Source organism: Shewanella sp. GD04112 (genome assembly GCF_029835735.1).
Classification (GTDB): Bacteria; Pseudomonadota; Gammaproteobacteria; order Enterobacterales; family Shewanellaceae; genus Shewanella.
In genome coordinates this window covers 2,086,545-2,104,785 of sequence record NZ_JAOEAL010000001.1, presented here as the reverse complement: position 1 = coordinate 2,104,785, position 18,241 = coordinate 2,086,545, and the positions used below count along the sequence as shown (strand labels likewise).

Below are 18,241 nucleotides of genomic sequence, written 5' to 3'. Positions count from 1 at the left end.
CATGTTACTTATTTGTTATTTCTCTATATTCTAAGACATAACTTTGACACAAGCCTAAATAATTGACACTCGGCATTGCACTTAAGCTATGACACATTCCCATGATTTTCGCCGCCAAGTTCCCTATTTGCGCTTGCACAAACGCATCTTGGTCGCCGTACTTCAATAAAATTTGTCTCAGGAGTAAGTATAAAACCTTAAGAGCATCAATGATTTGTTGTTCACTTATCGTTAACAAACTAGCACACAGATGGCCTGACGACAAACTTTGCGCCCAATCTTTGCGAAAACCTAACAAAGTTTGATAGCGACTCGGCTGTTTCCCATCTGTTTGCAAACTTTCGGCCAACTTTAATGGGCCGCCAACCACACTTAAACACCAAGTCACATCCTCTTGGATCTGACAGTGCTGAATTAACCAGTTTTTGATCAACATCTTAGACGGCGCCACAAAGGGAAGTCGTTGGCAGCGACTGCTGATCGTTGCCATTAAACGCGCGGGCGTATCGGAATGTAATAGCAGTAAAGTGTCTTTGCCCGGCTCTTCGAGTGTCTTGAGTAACGCATTGGCGGAAGCTGAGTTCAAGCGCTCGCAGTGGTGAATGATGGCGACACGTCGACCGCTCTGCTGGGCGGTTGCACTCAGGCGAGTACACAACTCGCGAATTTGGTCGACTTTAATTTGATGACCATCGGCCTCAATTTGATAAAAATCAGGGTGGTTACCCGCATCAAATAACTGGCAAGACTTACAAAAACCGCATCCGCCAGTGGGAGTGGGTTGTGAGCACATGGCGGCGCGCGCCATAAACACACTCAAGAGTTCACCACCATAGGCGGAATCGATACCCACGAGTTGCGCGTGGGGGACTTTTTGGGTTTGTAACTGGGTTAAAAACGCCTGCCTTGGCGCATCGAGCCAAGGCAGGGTTAATACATCAAATCCGCTTTGCGTTACCATGCCATCGCCTGTAACACGGCCAGAATATCTTTATGCACTTCGGCCATGGTTTGGCTGGCATCGATGACGACAATCTGCTCATCTTCGCTGGCAAGTTTGAGGTAAGTTGCACGCGCCCGTTCAAAAAAGTCGATGGCTTGTTGCTCGATTCTATCAAGCTCGCCCCGCTTTGCTGCGCGCTGCAATCCAAGCTTAGGATCAAGGTCAAGATAGAGGGTTAAATCGGGTTTAAAGCCTTTGAGCGTCGCGTTACTCACGGCTTCGACTAAGGGCATTAAGCCGCGTCCACCACCTTGGTAAGCTAAGGACGACAAATTATGCCTATCCCCTAACACCCACTTGCCTTCTGCCAGTGCAGGTTTGATCACATTGGCGACGAGCTGAGCTCTAGCGGCGTAGATCAATAAACATTCGGACTCATCACACAGAGGATCGCTTGGGTCGGCAATTTTCACTAAGTCACGAATACGCTCGGCCAGCGGCGTACCGCCTGGCTCGCGGGTGCAAACAGGTGCGAGGCCAGTATGCTTTTCAATAAAATCGCGAATAAGGGCAATCGCACTCGATTTGCCTGCGCCTTCCAGTCCTTCAACAACGATGAATTTGGCGGATGCTTGGGTCATTTTTTCTTTCTCTGATAAATATCGACGGCGCGATTATGCTCTTCCAAGGTGGTCGAAAACACATGGGTGCCATCGTTGCGCGACACAAAATACAAATAACTGACCTTGGCAGGCTTAGACACCGCCTGCAATGATGCCTTACTCGGCGCAGCAATCGGCGTTGGCGGTAAACCGAAAATCCGGTAAGTGTTAAAAGGGGTCTCTTCGACGAGATCTTTACGGGTAATATTGCCTTTAAATCTGTCACCCATGCCATAAATGACCGTGGGATCGGTTTGCAGCTTCATCCCCAGATTGAGGCGATTGATAAAGACGCCGGCGATTTGATCGCGCTCGAAGGCTTGGCCTGTTTCTTTCTCAACAATCGATGCCAAGATCAGCATCTGGTAGGGCGATTTGAGTGGTAAACCGGGCACACGCTCCGCCCATGCTTTGGCAAGCTCCTGCTCCATCATCTTATAACTTTGGGTGAGCAGCGTCTTAGCATCGCTATCGGCAGTGTAATGGTAAGTATCCGGGAAGAATTTACCTTCGGGCAGCGCCGAATCGTCGCCCTGCTCCATCAATACCGCACTAAAAACTTCGGGAGACAACTGTAAGTGCGGCGCACTCGCGAGTTGTTGTTCCCACTCGGCAATGGTTTTGCCTTCAACTAAGGTCAGGCTGAAGGTTTTCACCTTACCATTTACTAAGTCATTGAGTAAGTCGGCAATCGACTGCGAAGGAGACATCTCATAAAGACCAGTACGGATCTTCGCCAGCTCTGGGCGCAATCTCAGTAACCATTTGAGTTTCCATTTGTCTTGGATAACACCATCGGTTTCTAACTGCTGGGCCAACTGGTGCACGCTGGTGCCACGGGCAATGGTTAATTCTTTGGCTTCGGTTAGGACTAAGGGGGTTTGGCTGTAATCAATAATCGTTCGATAGCCCCAATAACCAACCAAACAAGCTAAGGTCAGCAAGGTCAACAAAGTAGAACTTGCGATCAGAATGATTTTTTTCATAGTGAGAGTGAAAGTGTTTGTCTAAGATCTGCTGTCAAAGGAGAAGGAGTAAAAGTGTGCGAGTCAATCGCCAGCACATCCACTACGCCTAAGACGCTGTTAGTGATAAATGCCGAGTCAAACTCCACTAAACGCTCGGCGCCAAACGGCAAACATTCGATATTCATCTGCTGTGCAAGTAAGGCTAACATAACTTGCTCGCGCATCACACCCGCGACGCCGCAGCGTTCCAACGACGGGGTCATCACTTGATTGCCTTTGACAAAAAAGATATTCGCCATCGAAGACTCTATCACCTGCCCAATGCAATCCAGCACCAACCAATCATCAAAACCTTGGGCTAAGGGCTGGGATTTGATCAACACTTGCTCGAGGCGATTAAGGTGCTTTATGCCCGCCAATAAAGGTTGATGACCTAATTGGACCGCTGATGTCGCAAGGCGAATGCCCTGTTGCTGCCACAAAGCATATTGGGCAGGAATAGGATGAACAGAGACGACTTCAGTGACTTGAACCTGCTCCGGCGGCGCATACCCACGGCCACCCACGCCCCGAGTGAGCATCAATTTAATACAGTGCTGTGGGTATTGCTTGGCGAGAGTATCGAGTTGTTGGCTTAGGGCTTGACTCATTTGCCAGTCAAACCCTAGCCGAGCAGCGCCTGCCGTAAGACGGGCTTGGTGCTGCTCAAAAAACAAAATGCCATGCGCATCGGTTCGCATCGTGGCAAATAGGCCATCACCATAGGCAAGCCCTCTGTCCATGGGAGCAATGCTTGCCTGTGATACCCCATTAACCCAAATCAAGGGTATTAGTCCTGACTGATACGGCTGGCGACCGCATCTTGCTGATCTTTATATTTCGCGTTTTTACGCTTGTTGTAAGGACGCGCCACTGGGCCACTTAACCGTTCAAAGTTTAATGCACCAATAGTCATCCGTGGACGCAGCGCCAAAGGCAACTTACCACTGTTATAAAACTCGAGCACGATTTTACCCTGCCAACCCGGATCAATTCGGTGCGCAGTGACGTGCACCATCAGGCCTAAACGCGCCAGTGAAGAGCGGCCATCGAGCCAACCGACGATATCAGCTGGCAGTGTCACGCTTTCATAGGTCACGGCAAGCGCCAATTCACCGGGATGGAGGAAGAAGGCTTCGCCGTCAGGGATTTCGATGATTTCGCTCATCACCCGATCAAGCGCCGCCTGCACTTCCGTACTCGGACCACTCAGGTCGATAAAAGGCGCGGTATGATCTTTAAAGACGCGAAATTGCCCCCCTAATCGCACATCGACACTCACACCAGAAATCGCATCGTTGCTTGGGCGAGGTTCAATCACAATCGTGCCGTTATCAAGGGCCTGTTCAATTTCGATATCGGTTAAGCGCATCTTGCCTTTTACTCCCTGAGTTTTAGTCGTTATTTTGCCAGTAGATGTTGAATACGAGTCTTCAAAATATCGGTCGCGATACGGTTTTTACCACCACGAGGCACGATAATATCAGCGTATTGTTTTGAAGGTTCAATAAATTGCAGGAACATAGGACGCACTGTCTTCTTGTACTGTGAAATCACCGATTCCATTGTACGGCCACGCTCGGCCACATCGCGGGTTAAGCGGCGCAGGAAGCAAATGTCCAGCGGCGTATCCATAAACACGCTCGCATCCATCAATTCACGCAATTTAGGGTCTGTTAACAGCAGGATGCCTTCTAAAATGATCACTTTTTTCGGCGTCATTTTTACGGTTTCGGCCATACGCGTATGTTCGGTATAGCTATAGCAAGGAATATCAACAGCTTCGCCAGACTTTAGCAACTGCAAGTGCGTGCATAGCAGCTGATGGTCTAACGCTTTGGGATGGTCGTAGTTTGTTAACACACGCTCATCCATGGATAAATGACTCTGATCGCGGTAGTACGCGTCTTCGTTAATTACCCCAATCTGATCTGTGCCTAAATCGCGGCGAAGTTCGTCAAAAATCGTCTTGGCAATTAAACTCTTGCCCGATGCTGACGCGCCAGCAATTGCAATAATGACACACTGCTGAGAATTCATACCCTTAAACCTTACTCGTCATCTGATACGCTAATAGAAACTGTTTTTTGGCTCTGTTTGAGAGCCAATTCGGCGCCCACTTTACGGGCAATTTCCCGATAAAGTGCCGCCACTTCACTGTCAGGCTCGGCCACAACCGTCGGCGCACCCACATCCATGGCTTCACGGATATTGATGTGCAGCGGTAAGGCGCCTAACAATGGAACTTGATAACGCTCGGCCATTTTACTGCCACCGTGCGTACCAAATGGGTGTTCTTTATGACCACAGTCGGGGCATAAATGGAAACTCATATTCTCAACAATCCCGAGGACGGGGATATTCACCTTCTGGAACATGGTGATGCCTTTCTTGGCATCGGCCAGAGCGATGTCCTGCGGGGTAGTCACGATCACAGCGCCGCTGACAGGCACTTTTTGTGACAGGGTCAATTGAATATCACCCGTCCCCGGTGGCATGTCGACCACCAGATAATCGAGTTCAGGCCACTGGGTTTCATTCAGCAGCTGCGCAAGCGCGCCCGCCGCCATAGGACCACGCCATACTGCGGCTTCATCACCACTTAACATAAAACCAATTGATTGAGCGGCAATGCCATGGGCACTGGCGGCGCTCATGTGTTTACCATCAAGGGAAACGGGTCTGAAGTTGGGGATCCCGAGCATTAATGGGACGGAAGGACCATAAATATCGGCATCTAAAATACCGACCTGGGCACCTTCTGCAGCCAGAGCTAAGGCAAGGTTAACCGCCGTGGTCGATTTACCCACACCGCCTTTGCCAGACGCGACGGCAATTACTTGCTTCACATTGGCAATCGGTGCAATAGAGGCTATCGCCGAATACACTTTTGGTTGGAAATCGATTTCACACTCAACTTCGTCGATGGCATCCAGCACCGCGAGTTTGTTGGTGATGGCCATGACAGTATCACGATATTGCGTCATGCAAGGGTATGGATAGACTAAGCCAAGCTGCAAACGCTTACCTTCAATCGCCAATTTATTCACGCATCCTGCGCTCACTAACCCCTTCGCTAAATACGGGTCGATATATGCATCGAGAATGGCCAGAACGGGCCCGAGAAGATCGTCACTTAAACGATAATCAGTTTGAGTTGAAGACAAAAGAATTACCCCCACCAATAAATTTGCCCAAGTGTACCAGATAATGACAAAAACATTAGCGCAGATTTAACCCAATCGACTCAGGTTTTGATGAAAATCATCCTGTAATCGGTTAGTATCTCTACCATTATTTTTGGCCCACCACGATATTTGAGACAAGATGGCAACTTCACAACGTAAAATTCTCGTGACCAGCGCACTTCCCTACGCGAACGGACCGATTCATTTAGGTCACATGCTGGAATACATCCAGACGGATATCTGGTCGCGTTATCAAAAGCTTCGTGGACATGAGTGCCACTATATTTGTGCCGATGACGCCCACGGCACACCGATTATGCTCAAGGCGCAACAATTAGGCATGGCGCCAGAAGAAATGATCGCGCAAGTCAACAAAGAGCATCAGCAGGATTTCGCCGATTTTAATATCGCCTTCGATAATTATCACAGCACCCACAGTGAAGAAAACCGCGTGTTGGCGAGCGATATTTACTTAAAACTGCGCGCTAATGGCTATATCAAGAGCAAGAGCATTTCGCAATTATTTGACCCTGAAAAGTCGATGTTCCTGCCAGACCGCTTCGTAAAAGGCACCTGCCCTAAGTGTAAATCACCGGATCAATACGGCGATAACTGCGATGCCTGCGGCGCAACTTACAGCCCAACTGAGTTGATTAACCCTAAGTCGGCCGTCTCTGGTGCGACACCTGTAATGAAGGACACCGAGCACTTCTTCTTCGACTTACCCGCTTTCGAAGACATGCTCAAAGAGTGGACTCGCTCGGGTGCACTGCAAACCGAAATGGCCAACAAACTCGATGAATGGTTCGAACAGGGTCTGCAGCAATGGGACATCACCCGCGATGCGCCTTACTTTGGTTTTGAGATACCAGATGCTCCGGGAAAATACTTCTACGTATGGTTAGATGCGCCTATTGGCTACATGGGCTCATTCAAAAACCTCTGTGACAAACGCCCAGAGCTGAGCTTTGACGAATTTTGGGCTAAGGATTCTAAGGCCGAGGTTTACCACTTTATCGGTAAAGACATCGTTTACTTCCACAGCCTGTTCTGGCCCGCCATGCTCCATGGCTCGGGCTACCGTCAACCTAACAGCGTCTACGCCCACGGTTATGTGACAGTGAACGGCGCTAAGATGTCTAAATCTAAGGGTACCTTTATTAAGGCGCGCACCTATTTAGACCACTTAGATCCTGAATACTTACGCTACTACTACGCCGCCAAGCTGAGCAGCCGTATCGACGATCTCGACCTGAATTTAGAAGACTTCGTTCAGCGCGTAAACTCAGACTTAGTGGGTAAGCTGGTGAATCTCGCGTCTCGCACTGCAGGCTTTATCACTAAGCGTTTCGATGGCAAGTTGGCCAAGATTGCCGACACTACGCTCACCGATGCGTTTTTAGCTAAGCAAGAGCAAATCGCCGAGTTTTATGAAACCCGCGAATACGGTAAAGCGATGCGCGAAATCATGGCGCTAGCCGATATCGCCAACGGTTTTGTCGCCGATGCGGCGCCTTGGCAGTTAGTGAAGCAAGACGATCAACAGGAAGCCGCGCACCAAGTGTGCTCGAACGCCCTGAACCTGTTCCGTATTCTGGTCACTTACTTAAAACCTGTGTTGCCACGTTTAGCGCTGGATGTTGAAGCCTTCTTCCAACAGACCTTAACTTGGGATAGCTTAGGCCAAGATATGGCGGGACACGAAATTGCACCATTCAAAGCCATGATGCAACGTGTTGAATTAGACAAGGTTAACGCTATGGTTGCCGACTCTAAAGAAAACCTGCAAGCCACGAGCGAGCCTGAAGCGCCTAAGGGCCCATTGGCGAGCGATCCGATTAGCGAGACCATTAACTATGAAGATTTCGCTAAAATCGATCTGCGTATTGCGCGTATCGTTAAAGCCGAGCATGTGGCTGAAGCAGACAAACTGTTAAAACTGCAATTGGATATCGGCGGCGAAACCCGTCAGGTATTTGCCGGCATTAAATCGGCCTACTCGCCTGAGGATCTCGAAGGTAAGTTGACTGTGATGGTCGCCAACCTTGCGCCACGTAAGATGCGTTTTGGCATGTCAGAAGGCATGGTACTGGCAGCAGGCCCTGGTGGTAGCGATTTGTGGATTCTAGAACCCCATGAAGGCGCACAACCTGGCATGCGTGTGAAGTAAAACACAAAGCACGACTCAAGCTACTGCTACACCGACATAAGGCCGCATTAAATGCGGCCTTATTTGTTGGTAAAAACATCCCTTTACGTTTTTTCAGCGAGCCTAGCCGAATGCGCTCTCGACAAGCGGCTCACTGTGGGACACTATCGCGCCTGTGGCTAAGCGTTAATTGCGAGGCCGCAATCACTAAGCTGTCCTGGCTGAGCTGTAATCGTTGTTGGAATCGCTGTTGTAATAGCTGTTGTAATAGCCAAGCCGCACTGTGTCGCGGCAACGCACTATGGAATTTTCGAGGAGAAGTTATGGGCAATATCATTGAGCAGTTGTTGTTTTCTGCTTCAATAACCGGTCCCATCTGTTTAATGTTAGCCTTAGGCGTGATGCTTAAACGCACCAAAGTGATTGATGAACACTTTATTGATGTCGCCTCTAAGCTGGTTTTTAATGTCACCCTGCCCGCGCTGTTGTTTCTCAGCATCATTAGCTCGCACCACGATCTTGCCGCCAGTGCGCCGTTAATCGGTTATGGCTTAGTAGCCAACTTACTGTTTTTTATTCTCTCGACCTACGCGACGAAACGATTTTTCCCTGAGCCAAAGGATCAGGGCGTCATAATTCAAGGGGGATTTAGAGCCAATACCGCCATTATCGGCCTAGCCTATGTCTCTAATGCCTATGGCGAATCGGGCGTTGCTTTAGCGGCCGTTTATGTGGCATCCATGACACTGCTCTACAATATCCAAGCCGTGATTTGCTTAAGTCCGCGGGGAGAAGAATCGAGCCGCCGCGCCTTTGCGGTGATCATTAAAACCATCACCAAAAATCCGCTGATCATTGCCATTATGCTCGGCATGCTGTTTTATCTGCTGGCGATCCCGGTTCCTAAAATGGTTCTAGACGCTGGACAATACTTTGCCAATATGACGCTCCCCTTAGCACTACTGTGCACTGGCGGCTCACTGGATATTGGCTCGCTCAGACATGAAAAGTATTCCACTTGGTTCTCGACCGCCTTAAAACTGATCTTTGCGCCACTGTTCATCACCCTAGGAGCCTTGATACTTGGCTATCGCGGTGTGGAATTAGCCTTAGTGTTTTTGATGAGCGCCGCGCCCACAGCAGCCGCAAGTTATGTGATGGCGCGGGCCATGGGAGGAAATGCCACGCTTGCGGCCAATATTATCGCCTTAACCACCGTTTGCTCGCTGCTCACCTGCACCTTAGGCATTTTTATCCTGTCGACCCTAGGGCTTATTTAAACTTAGGACTGATTTGAACTTAAGGTTGATTTACATAAGACAAAGGCGAGCATGGCTCGCCTTTCATTTACAAAATGTCGATAAAGCAAGATTGTTAAACAGGGTTAGCGATATCTACAAAATGGTGTACCAAATTAAATTCGCGAGCGAGATGACGCCCCAGCGCCTCAATACCAAAACGCTCAGTTGCATGGTGACCCGCTGCATAATAGTGAATACCCTGCTCCACCGCGCTGTGGAACGTCCGCTCGGACACTTCGCCACTGATAAACGCATCAACCCCAAGGCTTGCAGCAATATCGATATAATCCTGAGCGCCACCAGTACACCAAGCTAAGTGCTGGATTTCATCCGAACTTTCACCAATATGCAGTGGCGTTCTGCCAAGTACATCACCTAAGGTCGCGGCAAATTCACTGGCACTAACAGGTAAATCCAGTTTGCCACGCCACACGAGCCCCTGCGCCACATCTTCAACCGCTTCGGCATCGAGGATCCCAAGTTTGCGGCCGAGTGTGGCATTGTTGCCCAACATAGGGTGAGCATCTAAGGGCAAGTGATAGCCAAACAGGTTGATATCATGGGCGAGTAAGGCTTTGATCCGCCGCTGCTTCATGCCGGTGATCACCTCAGGCTCACTCTTCCAGAAAAAACCATGGTGAACCAAAATAGCATCGGCTTTGAGGCGAATCGCTTCATCGATTAACGCTTGGCAAGCAGTCACACCTGTCACTATGGTGCGGATATCTGCTTTACCTTCAACCTGCAAACCATTGGGGGCGTAATCTTTAAAGGCCGATATCCGCAAAAAATCGGCTAAATATTGGGTTAGTTCTGTCCGTGTCATTCCATCACCGTTTACACTTTTTTATTGATTATAGGCAGTTACGCTTAAGTTCGTACTGTATCACATGGCTAAATCAACGCGAACCCCACCTTGCAGGTACACCACACGTACCCTATCTCCTGCATTGAACACCATGCCAGGATCATAATCTTGGATCACCATGACTTGCGTGCCGTCTTCCTGAGTGATCATCAGCTCCACGAGCTTGAGCGATTGCACCGTTGTGCCACTACCATAACGATTGCCAACCCCAGCACCAATTAAGGCGCCTAATATTGTCGCAATATCTTGGCCAGAGCCACCACCAAATTGATGGCCGATAACACCACCCGCTAATGCGCCACCGAAAGTTTTCCAACCTTGGTTTCGGTCTTCAATTAATTGGGTTTCGGTGATATTGCGTACTGAGTTGATATCGCCATAGAGGACTTTTTCGACCGGCACCGCCTGATTACGATCGTAACCTGCTTGCACCGGAGAAATCACTAAAGCACAAATAAACATAAAGCTCGCTAGTGTAGGTTTCCACATATCCGAATTTCCGCTAACTTAGTATAAGGGTCTATTACTGAATCATACGCAATTGTGAACTCACTGTCTTTTCTGAATCACGAATTTGAAGCTTTTCCTTCACCCGAACTCGCCCTCACCGATCCAAACGGCTTATTGGCGATAGGCGGTGACCTACGCCCAGAGCGTTTGTTGACCGCCTATTATCATGGCATTTTCCCTTGGTTTAACGCCGAGGATCCTATTTTATGGTGGTCACCCGATCCCCGCGCCATTTTTATTCCAGGCCAAGTGAATATCAGCACCAGTTTACGTAAATATTTAAAAAAACAGCCTTGGCGCTATACCATCAATCATGCCTTTACCGATGTGATGGCGGGTTGTGCTCAACCTCGGCGTAAACAATCTGGCACTTGGATAACCCATGAAATTCAAATGGCCTACCGTGAGCTACACCATAATGGCCATGCCCACTCAATCGAAGTTTGGCACGGTGAGCGATTAATCGGTGGGCTTTATGGTCTCGCCATCGGCCAAGTGTTTTGTGGCGAATCCATGTTCCACCGCGAAACCAATGCGTCAAAGACGGCCATGGCGGTGTTGCAACAACACTTAATAAAAATGAATTTTAAACTTATTGATGCACAGGTAATGAATCCCCACCTTGAGAGCTTAGGGGCAAAACCCGTTAAACGTGCGAACTTTATACAACTCTTAACCCAGTTTAGGGATAATACGGTCCATCCTGCAGCTTGGATACCAAGTGAGGTCACACTTGAACTCTAACGCGAGTAACACCCCAATCGCCATTGGGATCAGCCAAATTTTCCCCTGCAGTTACCTCGATGGTCAGCAGGAGCAACTGTTAGTCATTCAGGAGGAAACCCTCGACCCAATACTATTTGAGCGGCTACTCGCCATAGGTTTTCGCCGCAGTGGCAGCGCCATTTATAAACCCCGTTGCCCCCGTTGCAGTGCCTGTCAGCCGATTCGGTTACCAATTAAAGAATTTACACCGTCTAAACGGCAAAAGCGCACCCTAGCCCATAACCGTGATTTAACTTGGCGCATCACCTCAGAACATACCGAGGCTCAATATGCCCTGTATGAAAAATACATCCGTGAGCGCCACTTCGATGGCCCAATGTTTCCGCCAAGCAAAACCCAATATGAACAATTTTTATTCTGTCATTGGCTGCCCCCCACGTTTATTGAAGTCTATGATGGCAATAGACTTGTGGCTGTAGCAGTGACAGACACTCTGTCCAATAGTTTGTCAGCCATTTACAGCTACTTTGACCCCGATGAAGAACGCCGCTCCCTTGGCGTATTGTTGATCTTACTCCAGTGCAGATTGGCTAAAATGCAGGGTAAAGATTTTCTTTATCTGGGATATCAAATTGATGCAAATCGGAAAATGTCCTACAAACGCTTATACCGCCCTTATCAGATTTTAACCCCCCAAGGCTGGGAGTATTCCCAAGTTTGCTAGGCACATCCCCTTTACAGCAAGGTGAATTTGCGGCATGATACGCCCGTTTTTTATATTCGAAGGCTAATGGGATAAATAATTAATGGCGAAAGAAGATAACATTGAAATGCAAGGCACTATCCTTGAAACCTTGCCAAACACAATGTTTCGCGTAGAGCTTGAAAATGGTCATGTGGTGATAGCCCACATTTCAGGCAAAATGCGCAAAAACTACATCCGGATCCTGACTGGTGACAAAGTAACAGTTCAGTTGACCCCTTATGATCTGACCAAAGGTCGTATTGTCTTCCGCGCACGCTAATATTCCCCTTTAGTTGAAAAACCCGGCGAGGCCGGGTTTTTTTGTTGGCGTGAGATTAGAAAAATGGCTGCAATTGCAGCCATTTTTATTGGGTTTTCACGAGAGATTAAGCCTTAGTGGTACTTTTCTCATGGCGTTCGGTGTGGATCACGATTTCACCGTCTTTGGCATCAACATGAGCAACACCGCCATGTTCCAGTTCACCGAAGAGAATAGCATCCGCTAATGGACGTTTAATAAGCTCTGTCACCACGCGGGCCATTGGCCGTGCGCCCATGCTCTTATCATAGCCTTTCTCGGCGAGTAGGGTTCTGGCCTCATCACTGACTTCAAGTAACACATGTTTCGCATCAAGTTGTGCTTGTAATTCCACCAAGAATTTATCAACCACCTTGGCTATGATAGTCATATCTAAATGATTGAACCAAATGATGGAATCTAAGCGGTTGCGAAACTCTGGCGAGAATACTCGATTGATTTCCGATAAGGCATCTTGGGTATGATCCTGCTGAGTAAAGCCAATAGACTTACGGATCGTTTCCTGAACCCCTGCGTTTGTCGTCATCACTAAGGTGACATGTCTAAAGTCAGCTTTACGGCCATTGTTATCCGTCAACGTGCCGTGATCCATTACCTGTAGCAGCAAATTGTAAACATCTGGATGTGCTTTTTCGATTTCATCGAGCAACACCACGCAATGGGGATTTTTAATTACAGCATCGGTGAGTAAACCACCTTGGTCGTATCCTACGTATCCAGGAGGAGCACCAATCAAACGAGAAACCGTATGACTTTCCATGTACTCCGACATATCGAAACGCACCAGCTTCATTCCTAGGCAACTAGCTAACTGATTGGTCACTTCTGTCTTACCCACCCCGGTTGGGCCTGCAAACAAAAAGCTACCAACAGGTTTTTTATCTGTACCTAAACCACTGCGCGATAATCGAATCGCCGAGCTTAAGGATTCAATCGCCTTGTCTTGACCAAAGACCACCATCTTGAGATTGCGCTCAAGGTTACGCAGTAAATCTTTGTCGCTGGCGGAGACTGATTTTTCTGGGATCCGAGCAATCTTCGCCACAATGGTTTCAATCTCGGCCTGACCGATGGTTTTCTTACGTTTGCTCTGTGGCAACATAGCCATGCGCGCACCCGCCTCATCGATCACATCGATGGCTTTATCGGGTAAATGCCGGTCATTAATGTGTTTTGCCGACAGCTCTGCCGCGCTGTTAATCGCCGCTTGGGTGTAACGCACGCCGTGATATTCTTCGTATTTAGACTTTAAACCCATCAGAATTTTAGTGGTTTCAGCCACTGAAGGTTCATTAATATCGACCTTTTGGAAACGACGCGCCAGTGCACGATCTTTCTCAAAAATACTCTGATATTCTTGGAACGTGGTTGAGCCCATGCAACGCAAATTACCGCTCGATAATAACGGCTTTAGCAGGTTAGAGGCATCCATCACCCCACCCGATGCGGCGCCTGCACCAATAATGGTATGAATTTCATCGATAAATAAAATGGCGTGTTTATCGGCGCTGAGTTCCTTAAGCAGACTCTTGAAACGTTTTTCAAAATCGCCACGGTATTTGGTGCCTGCGAGCAAGGAGCCTAAGTCGAGGGAGTACACAGTCGCCTGCGCCATCACCTCTGGCACTTGATTATTGACGATTCGATAAGCCAAACCTTCAGCAATCGCAGTTTTACCCACGCCCGCTTCACCCACCAACAATGGATTATTTTTACGGCGACGACATAAAGTCTGGATGGCGCGTTCGATTTCTTGATCACGACCAATCAGCGGATCTATCACCCCTTGTTTTGCCAGTTGATTTAAATTACTGGCAAACTGTGACAACATGCTACGTTCTTCGTTCGCTTCGCTTTGATCTTCGATGCGTTCTTGATCTTGATGAGCGTCGCTGTCCTCATTTTTTGAAAAACCATGGGAAATATAATTCACCACATCTAAACGGCTGATGTCGCTGCGACGCAGCAGATAAACAGCTTGGGACTCCTGCTCACTAAAAATGGCCACCAGCACATTAGCACCAGTGACTTCATTGCGGCCCGAGGACTGCACATGGAAAACGGCGCGTTGCAGTACCCGCTGAAACCCGAGTGTTGGTTGGGTTTCTTTATCATCATCCATATCCGCAATGATTGGGGTGGTTTGTTGGATAAAGCTTGCTACTTCATCTCTCAGTTTATCTAAATTCGCTCCACAGGCGATTAGCGCTTCTTGAGCCGCAGGATTGTCTATCAGAGCCAATAACAGATGTTCAACCGTCATATACTCGTGACGTGCCTCTCTGGCTTGCTGAAACGCCAGATTTAAGGTGACTTCCAGATCTTTGTTCAGCATAAGCACCCCCAAAATTAACAACTGACAACAGAGTAAGCGCTGTTAAGCCTTCTCTAACGAACACAGTAACGGATGTTGGTTTTGTCTTGCAAATTGATTTACTTGTATCACCTTAGTTTCTGCAATGCCGTAGGGGAAAATCCCGCAGATACCCTTTCCCTGGTGATGAATAGTCAACATGATATCTGTGGCTTCCTGCTCATTCTTGCGAAAGAAGATTTGTAGCACTTCGATCACAAAATCCATTGGCGTGTAATCGTCATTATTAAGGATCACCTTATACATCGAAGGTGGCATTAACTCAGATTCCACACGTTCTTCGACGTGCTCTATGTTTCCTGTCTTACCCATTTTTTAATACTAGCCTCTCGTGTTGTCCTCTTCCAATTGCTATCTTCAAATTAATCAGTTGTTACCTCTTTGTTAATTTCAGCTTGACTTCCGCTTTTACTCCTTACATTCTGTAGCTCAGACGGTGAAACACTCCCGTCTATACAGGTTTTACTATCTTACTGGTAAGTAGACAACAGAAGGAAGTGGAAGTATGGCAAGCGGAACTGTTAAATGGTTCAACAACGCCAAAGGATTCGGGTTTATTTGCCCTGATCAAGGTGGCGAGGACGTTTTTGCACACTATTCTACCATTGAAATGGAAGGCTATAGAACTCTAAAAGCAGGCCAACCGGTTCAATTTGAAGTAGAACAAGGTCCAAAAGGAATGCACGCTTCAGCCATTTCACCAACAAAATAATGTATGGTGAGGCCAATGATCTAAAAGGCAGGGATTAATCCCTGCCTTTTTATTTTGAGTAGAATAACTACACGTCATGTCTCATTTTGTGAGCATAGGTGTACCGGAGCGAATACATTTTCATCTCGAAACGTTAACTCGCTCTGGTTAATTTACAACTTACTCCTAAATTTAGTGCAATAAAAAGGCCTGCAATGCAGGCCTTTTCATTATTAATGCTAAGTTAACGATAAATCGTTAAGCAATTAATAGCTTATTCAGTGTCTCGCTTGGGCGCATGGCTTTTTCAGCTTTTGCGGCGTCTAAACGATAGTAACCGCCTAAATCCACTGGTGCACCTTGCGCATTGTTGAGTTCAGCCACAATCACTTGCTCATTGGCGCTTAAAGCGTGCGCTAATGGAATAAAGTGAGCTTGTAACTGCTCGTCTTTGGTTTGAGCGGCTAATGCTTGTGCCCAGTACATCGCCAGATAGAAATGGCTACCACGGTTATCCAGCTCTCCAACGCGTCTTGATGGCGACTTGTTGCTATCTAAGAACTGACCAATGGCTTGATCTAAGGTATCCGCCAGTACTTGCGCTTTAGGGTTACCCACAGTTTGGCTTAAATGCTCTAAAGAAGCCGCTAATGCCAGGAATTCACCTAGAGAGTCCCAACGTAAGTGACCTTCTTTTTCAACCTGTTGTACGTGTTTAGGCGCACTACCGCCCGCACCCGTTTCGAACAAGCCGCCACCATTCATTAATGGCACGATAGATAGCATCTTAGCACTGGTACCCAGTTCGAGGATTGGGAACAAGTCAGTCAAATAGTCACGCAGTACGTTACCAGTAACTGAAATGGTGTCTTTACCTTCTTTGATGCGCGCTAAAGAGAAACGTGTTGCTTCTTCTGGCGACATGATGCTGATGTCTAAACCGCTGGTATCATGCTCAGGCAGATATTGCTTCACTTTAACAATCAATTGCGCATCGTGGGCACGATTTGCATCTAACCAGAATACCGCAGGAGTATTGCTTAAACGTGCGCGGCGTACGGCTAATTTCACCCAGTCGCGAATTGGGGCATCTTTAACTTGGCACATTCTCCAAATATCGCCCGCTTCGACGTTGTGGCTCATTAACACTTTGCCACTGGCATCAATCACGTTTACTACGCCATCCGCTGGGATTTCGAAGGTTTTATCGTGGCTACCGTATTCTTCGGCTTTTTGCGCCATCAGACCAACGTTTGGCACGCTACCCATAGTGCTTGGATCGAAGGCACCGTGTTCTTTACAGAAAGCGATAGTTTCTTGATACACACCCGCGTAGCAACGGTCTGGGATCAGCGCTTTAGTGTCGTGCAACTTGCCATCAGGGCCCCACATTTGGCCTGATGAACGAATAGCAGCAGGCATAGAAGCATCGATAATGATGTCGCTTGGTACGTGTAAGTTGGTGATACCTTTGTCAGAATCTACCATCGCCAGCGCTGGGCGCTCAGCATAAACGGCGGCGATATCCGCTTCAATCTGTGCGCGGACATCGGCAGGTAAGCCAGCGATTTTGGCGTATACATCGCCAAAGCCGTTGTTCACATCAACGCCTAACTCAGCAAATAATGACGCATGTTTATCAAACACAGGTTTGAAGAACACTTTTACTGCGTGACCAAACATAATGGGATCAGACACTTTCATCATGGTGGCTTTAAGGTGCAGTGATAACAACACGTTTTCAGCCTTGGCATTGGCGATTTCACGCTCAAAGAAGCTCACTAAGGCTTTTTTGCTCATCACTGACGCGTCGATGATCTCACCAGCTAGCAGTTTCAGGCCAGATTTCAATACCACTTCTTGACCGTCTTTTTGCGACAGTACGATGTTAACTGTGTCTGCGTTAGCCAGCGTCACTGACTGCTCGCTACCGTAGAAGTCACCTTCGCTCATGTGAGCAACATGTGATTGAGACTCTTTGGTCCACTTACCCATTGAGTGTGGGTTTTTCTTCGCGAAGTTTTTCACTGACAGCGGCGCGCGGCGATCAGAGTTACCTTCACGCAGCACTGGGTTTACCGCACTGCCTTTGATCTTGTCGTAACGGGCTTTGATAGACTTTTCTTCGTCAGTCTTTGGCTCGTCAGGATAATTTGGAATGTCGTAACCTTTCTGTTGCAGCTCTAAAATACAAGCTTTTAACTGCGGGATTGAGGCACTGATGTTCGGCAGTTTAATGATGTTAGCTTCAGGTTGGTTCGCTAATTCACCCAGCTCAGCTAAGTGATCGCCAATCTTTTGCGCGTCAGTCAGTTTTTCAGGGAAATTAGCAATCACACGGCCCGATAAAGAAATATCACGGGTTTCAACCGCAACACCCGCCGCATCGGTAAAGGTTTTGATGATAGGTAACAGAGAAAGCGTTGCTAGCGCTGGTGCTTCATCGGTTTCGGTATAAATAATTGTTGGTGAGTTATCTTTCATGTTACATCCTACATTATTGTAAAATTTAATATTTTTATAATAATTTTATATCATGACGAACAAACATTGGCACGGCGGAATTCTCTATCGAGGCAATCGTGAACGCCTCTGCTACCTCAAAACCCGCGGCAACATCCTCTTTGCGTTCGCCAACGTGGGTAAATTGACTCATTAATACCTAACAAACATTTAGGCGTAGATCACATTTTCAGGCCGACATCATAGAGCATTCGCAGTAATATTCAAATTCCACTAACGGCGAATGCCAAGTACA

19 protein-coding genes are annotated in these 18,241 nt (G+C 47.8%); 6 read left to right on the top strand and 13 right to left on the bottom strand.

The genetic code is table 11. From position 1 onward, the window contains the following. Positions 1-4 precede the first annotated feature (4 nt). Genes holB through apbC form a run of 7 tightly spaced genes read right to left on the bottom strand, consistent with a single transcriptional unit; the run spans position 5 to position 5,779 of the window. A complete protein-coding gene (gene holB, locus N7386_RS09425) occupies positions 5-961 on the bottom strand; it encodes a DNA polymerase III subunit delta' (protein ID WP_126513014.1) in 957 nt (318 codons plus the stop codon). Further along, positions 955-1,584, bottom strand: coding sequence for a dTMP kinase (gene tmk, locus N7386_RS09420; protein WP_011622437.1), 630 nt, complete (start codon positions 1,582-1,584; stop codon positions 955-957). The genes holB and tmk overlap by 7 nt, the downstream gene beginning before the upstream one ends. Then, positions 1,581-2,591, bottom strand: a complete 1,011-nt coding sequence (gene mltG / locus N7386_RS09415) for an endolytic transglycosylase MltG (RefSeq protein ID WP_011622436.1) — start codon at positions 2,589-2,591, stop codon at positions 1,581-1,583. Before mltG ends, tmk begins: the two co-directional genes overlap by 4 nt. Then, the gene (gene pabC / locus N7386_RS09410) at positions 2,588-3,397 is read right to left on the bottom strand and encodes an aminodeoxychorismate lyase (protein WP_279768135.1); all 810 of its coding nucleotides are present in this window, start codon (positions 3,395-3,397) and stop codon (positions 2,588-2,590) included. Before pabC ends, mltG begins: the two co-directional genes overlap by 4 nt. A 5-nt stretch (positions 3,398-3,402) precedes the next feature. Beyond that, a complete protein-coding gene (gene dcd, locus N7386_RS09405; protein WP_055648412.1) occupies positions 3,403-3,984 on the bottom strand; it encodes a dCTP deaminase in 582 nt (193 codons plus the stop codon). Positions 3,985-4,013: 29 nt separating this feature from the next. Continuing rightward, positions 4,014-4,652, bottom strand: a complete 639-nt coding sequence (udk, locus tag N7386_RS09400; RefSeq protein ID WP_011072566.1) for a uridine kinase — start codon at positions 4,650-4,652, stop codon at positions 4,014-4,016. 11 nt (positions 4,653-4,663) lie between these two features. Further along, positions 4,664-5,779, bottom strand: a complete 1,116-nt coding sequence (gene apbC / locus N7386_RS09395; RefSeq protein WP_126513012.1) for an iron-sulfur cluster carrier protein ApbC — start codon at positions 5,777-5,779, stop codon at positions 4,664-4,666. Positions 5,780-5,939: 160 nt separating this feature from the next. Here apbC and metG point away from each other — a divergent pair, with 160 nt between their 5' ends. Continuing rightward, on the top strand, positions 5,940-7,970 hold the full coding sequence (gene metG, locus N7386_RS09390) for a methionine--tRNA ligase (RefSeq protein ID WP_126513011.1): 2,031 nt from the start codon (positions 5,940-5,942) through the stop codon (positions 7,968-7,970). Positions 7,971-8,272: 302 nt separating this feature from the next. Continuing rightward, positions 8,273-9,229 (top strand): AEC family transporter, encoded by a 957-nt coding sequence (locus N7386_RS09385; RefSeq protein WP_126513010.1) that lies wholly within the window; start codon positions 8,273-8,275, stop codon positions 9,227-9,229. 94 nt (positions 9,230-9,323) lie between these two features. Here N7386_RS09385 and N7386_RS09380 read toward each other — a convergent pair whose 3' ends face one another. Together N7386_RS09380 and N7386_RS09375 are read right to left on the bottom strand one after the other, a co-directional pair. Then, positions 9,324-10,076 carry a Nif3-like dinuclear metal center hexameric protein gene (locus N7386_RS09380; RefSeq protein WP_126513009.1) on the bottom strand — a complete coding sequence of 251 codons (753 nt, stop codon included), beginning with the start codon at positions 10,074-10,076 and terminating at the stop codon, positions 9,324-9,326. Between the two features lie 60 nt (positions 10,077-10,136). Beyond that, positions 10,137-10,607, bottom strand: coding sequence for a glycine zipper 2TM domain-containing protein (locus tag N7386_RS09375; protein WP_037419247.1), 471 nt, complete (start codon positions 10,605-10,607; stop codon positions 10,137-10,139). A 54-nt stretch (positions 10,608-10,661) separates the two neighbouring features. On the opposite strand from N7386_RS09375, the gene aat reads away from it, so the two are divergent. The 3 genes from aat (at position 10,662) to infA (ending at position 12,379) form a co-directional block, all read left to right on the top strand. Continuing rightward, on the top strand, positions 10,662-11,372 hold the full coding sequence (gene aat, locus N7386_RS09370) for a leucyl/phenylalanyl-tRNA--protein transferase (protein ID WP_126513008.1): 711 nt from the start codon (positions 10,662-10,664) through the stop codon (positions 11,370-11,372). Then, a complete protein-coding gene (locus N7386_RS09365) occupies positions 11,362-12,078 on the top strand; it encodes an arginyltransferase (RefSeq protein ID WP_126513007.1) in 717 nt (238 codons plus the stop codon). Before aat ends, N7386_RS09365 begins: the two co-directional genes overlap by 11 nt. An 82-nt stretch (positions 12,079-12,160) precedes the next feature. Then, positions 12,161-12,379: a translation initiation factor IF-1 gene (gene infA / locus N7386_RS09360; RefSeq protein ID WP_006081934.1), complete on the top strand. Its 219-nt coding sequence runs from the start codon at positions 12,161-12,163 to the stop codon at positions 12,377-12,379. 106 nt (positions 12,380-12,485) lie between these two features. Here the strand turns inward: infA and clpA are convergent, their stop codons facing one another. Together clpA and clpS are read right to left on the bottom strand one after the other, a co-directional pair. Beyond that, the gene (clpA, locus tag N7386_RS09355) at positions 12,486-14,753 is read right to left on the bottom strand and encodes an ATP-dependent Clp protease ATP-binding subunit ClpA (RefSeq protein ID WP_126513006.1); all 2,268 of its coding nucleotides are present in this window, start codon (positions 14,751-14,753) and stop codon (positions 12,486-12,488) included. Positions 14,754-14,795: 42 nt separating this feature from the next. After that, positions 14,796-15,104, bottom strand: a complete 309-nt coding sequence (clpS, locus tag N7386_RS09350) for an ATP-dependent Clp protease adapter ClpS (RefSeq protein ID WP_011622425.1) — start codon at positions 15,102-15,104, stop codon at positions 14,796-14,798. Between the two features lie 193 nt (positions 15,105-15,297). Between clpS and cspD the strand changes: the two genes are divergently transcribed. Continuing rightward, entirely contained in the window at positions 15,298-15,504 is a 207-nt protein-coding gene (cspD, locus tag N7386_RS09345; RefSeq protein ID WP_011072576.1) for a cold shock domain-containing protein CspD, read from the top strand. A gap of 237 nt (positions 15,505-15,741) precedes the next feature. On the opposite strand, the gene N7386_RS09340 is transcribed toward cspD, so the two are convergent. Both N7386_RS09340 and N7386_RS09335 read right to left on the bottom strand, forming a co-directional pair. Then, positions 15,742-17,967 (bottom strand): NADP-dependent isocitrate dehydrogenase, encoded by a 2,226-nt coding sequence (locus N7386_RS09340; RefSeq protein WP_126513005.1) that lies wholly within the window; start codon positions 17,965-17,967, stop codon positions 15,742-15,744. A 34-nt stretch (positions 17,968-18,001) separates the two neighbouring features. Further along, the gene (locus tag N7386_RS09335; protein WP_164717942.1) at positions 18,002-18,139 is read right to left on the bottom strand and encodes a hypothetical protein; all 138 of its coding nucleotides are present in this window, start codon (positions 18,137-18,139) and stop codon (positions 18,002-18,004) included. Positions 18,140-18,241: the final 102 nt, after the last annotated feature.

What these genes read in the sequence shown, in the direction of transcription:
- holB (WP_126513014.1), bottom strand. Translation starts at nt 961, where the DNA reads ATGGTAACGCAAAGCGGATTTGATGTATTAACCCTGCCTTGGCTCGAT.
- tmk (WP_011622437.1), bottom strand. Translation starts at nt 1,584, where the DNA reads ATGACCCAAGCATCCGCCAAATTCATCGTTGTTGAAGGACTGGAAGGC.
- mltG (WP_011622436.1), bottom strand. Translation starts at nt 2,591, where the DNA reads ATGAAAAAAATCATTCTGATCGCAAGTTCTACTTTGTTGACCTTGCTG.
- dcd (WP_055648412.1), bottom strand. Translation starts at nt 3,984, where the DNA reads ATGCGCTTAACCGATATCGAAATTGAACAGGCCCTTGATAACGGCACG.
- udk (WP_011072566.1), bottom strand. Translation starts at nt 4,652, where the DNA reads ATGAATTCTCAGCAGTGTGTCATTATTGCAATTGCTGGCGCGTCAGCA.
- metG (WP_126513011.1), top strand. Translation starts at nt 5,940, where the DNA reads ATGGCAACTTCACAACGTAAAATTCTCGTGACCAGCGCACTTCCCTAC.
- N7386_RS09385 (WP_126513010.1), top strand. Translation starts at nt 8,273, where the DNA reads ATGGGCAATATCATTGAGCAGTTGTTGTTTTCTGCTTCAATAACCGGT.
- N7386_RS09380 (WP_126513009.1), bottom strand. Translation starts at nt 10,076, where the DNA reads ATGACACGGACAGAACTAACCCAATATTTAGCCGATTTTTTGCGGATA.
- N7386_RS09375 (WP_037419247.1), bottom strand. Translation starts at nt 10,607, where the DNA reads ATGTGGAAACCTACACTAGCGAGCTTTATGTTTATTTGTGCTTTAGTG.
- infA (WP_006081934.1), top strand. Translation starts at nt 12,161, where the DNA reads ATGGCGAAAGAAGATAACATTGAAATGCAAGGCACTATCCTTGAAACC.
- clpA (WP_126513006.1), bottom strand. Translation starts at nt 14,753, where the DNA reads ATGCTGAACAAAGATCTGGAAGTCACCTTAAATCTGGCGTTTCAGCAA.
- clpS (WP_011622425.1), bottom strand. Translation starts at nt 15,104, where the DNA reads ATGGGTAAGACAGGAAACATAGAGCACGTCGAAGAACGTGTGGAATCT.
- cspD (WP_011072576.1), top strand. Translation starts at nt 15,298, where the DNA reads ATGGCAAGCGGAACTGTTAAATGGTTCAACAACGCCAAAGGATTCGGG.
- N7386_RS09340 (WP_126513005.1), bottom strand. Translation starts at nt 17,967, where the DNA reads ATGAAAGATAACTCACCAACAATTATTTATACCGAAACCGATGAAGCA.
- N7386_RS09335 (WP_164717942.1), bottom strand. Translation starts at nt 18,139, where the DNA reads ATGAGTCAATTTACCCACGTTGGCGAACGCAAAGAGGATGTTGCCGCG.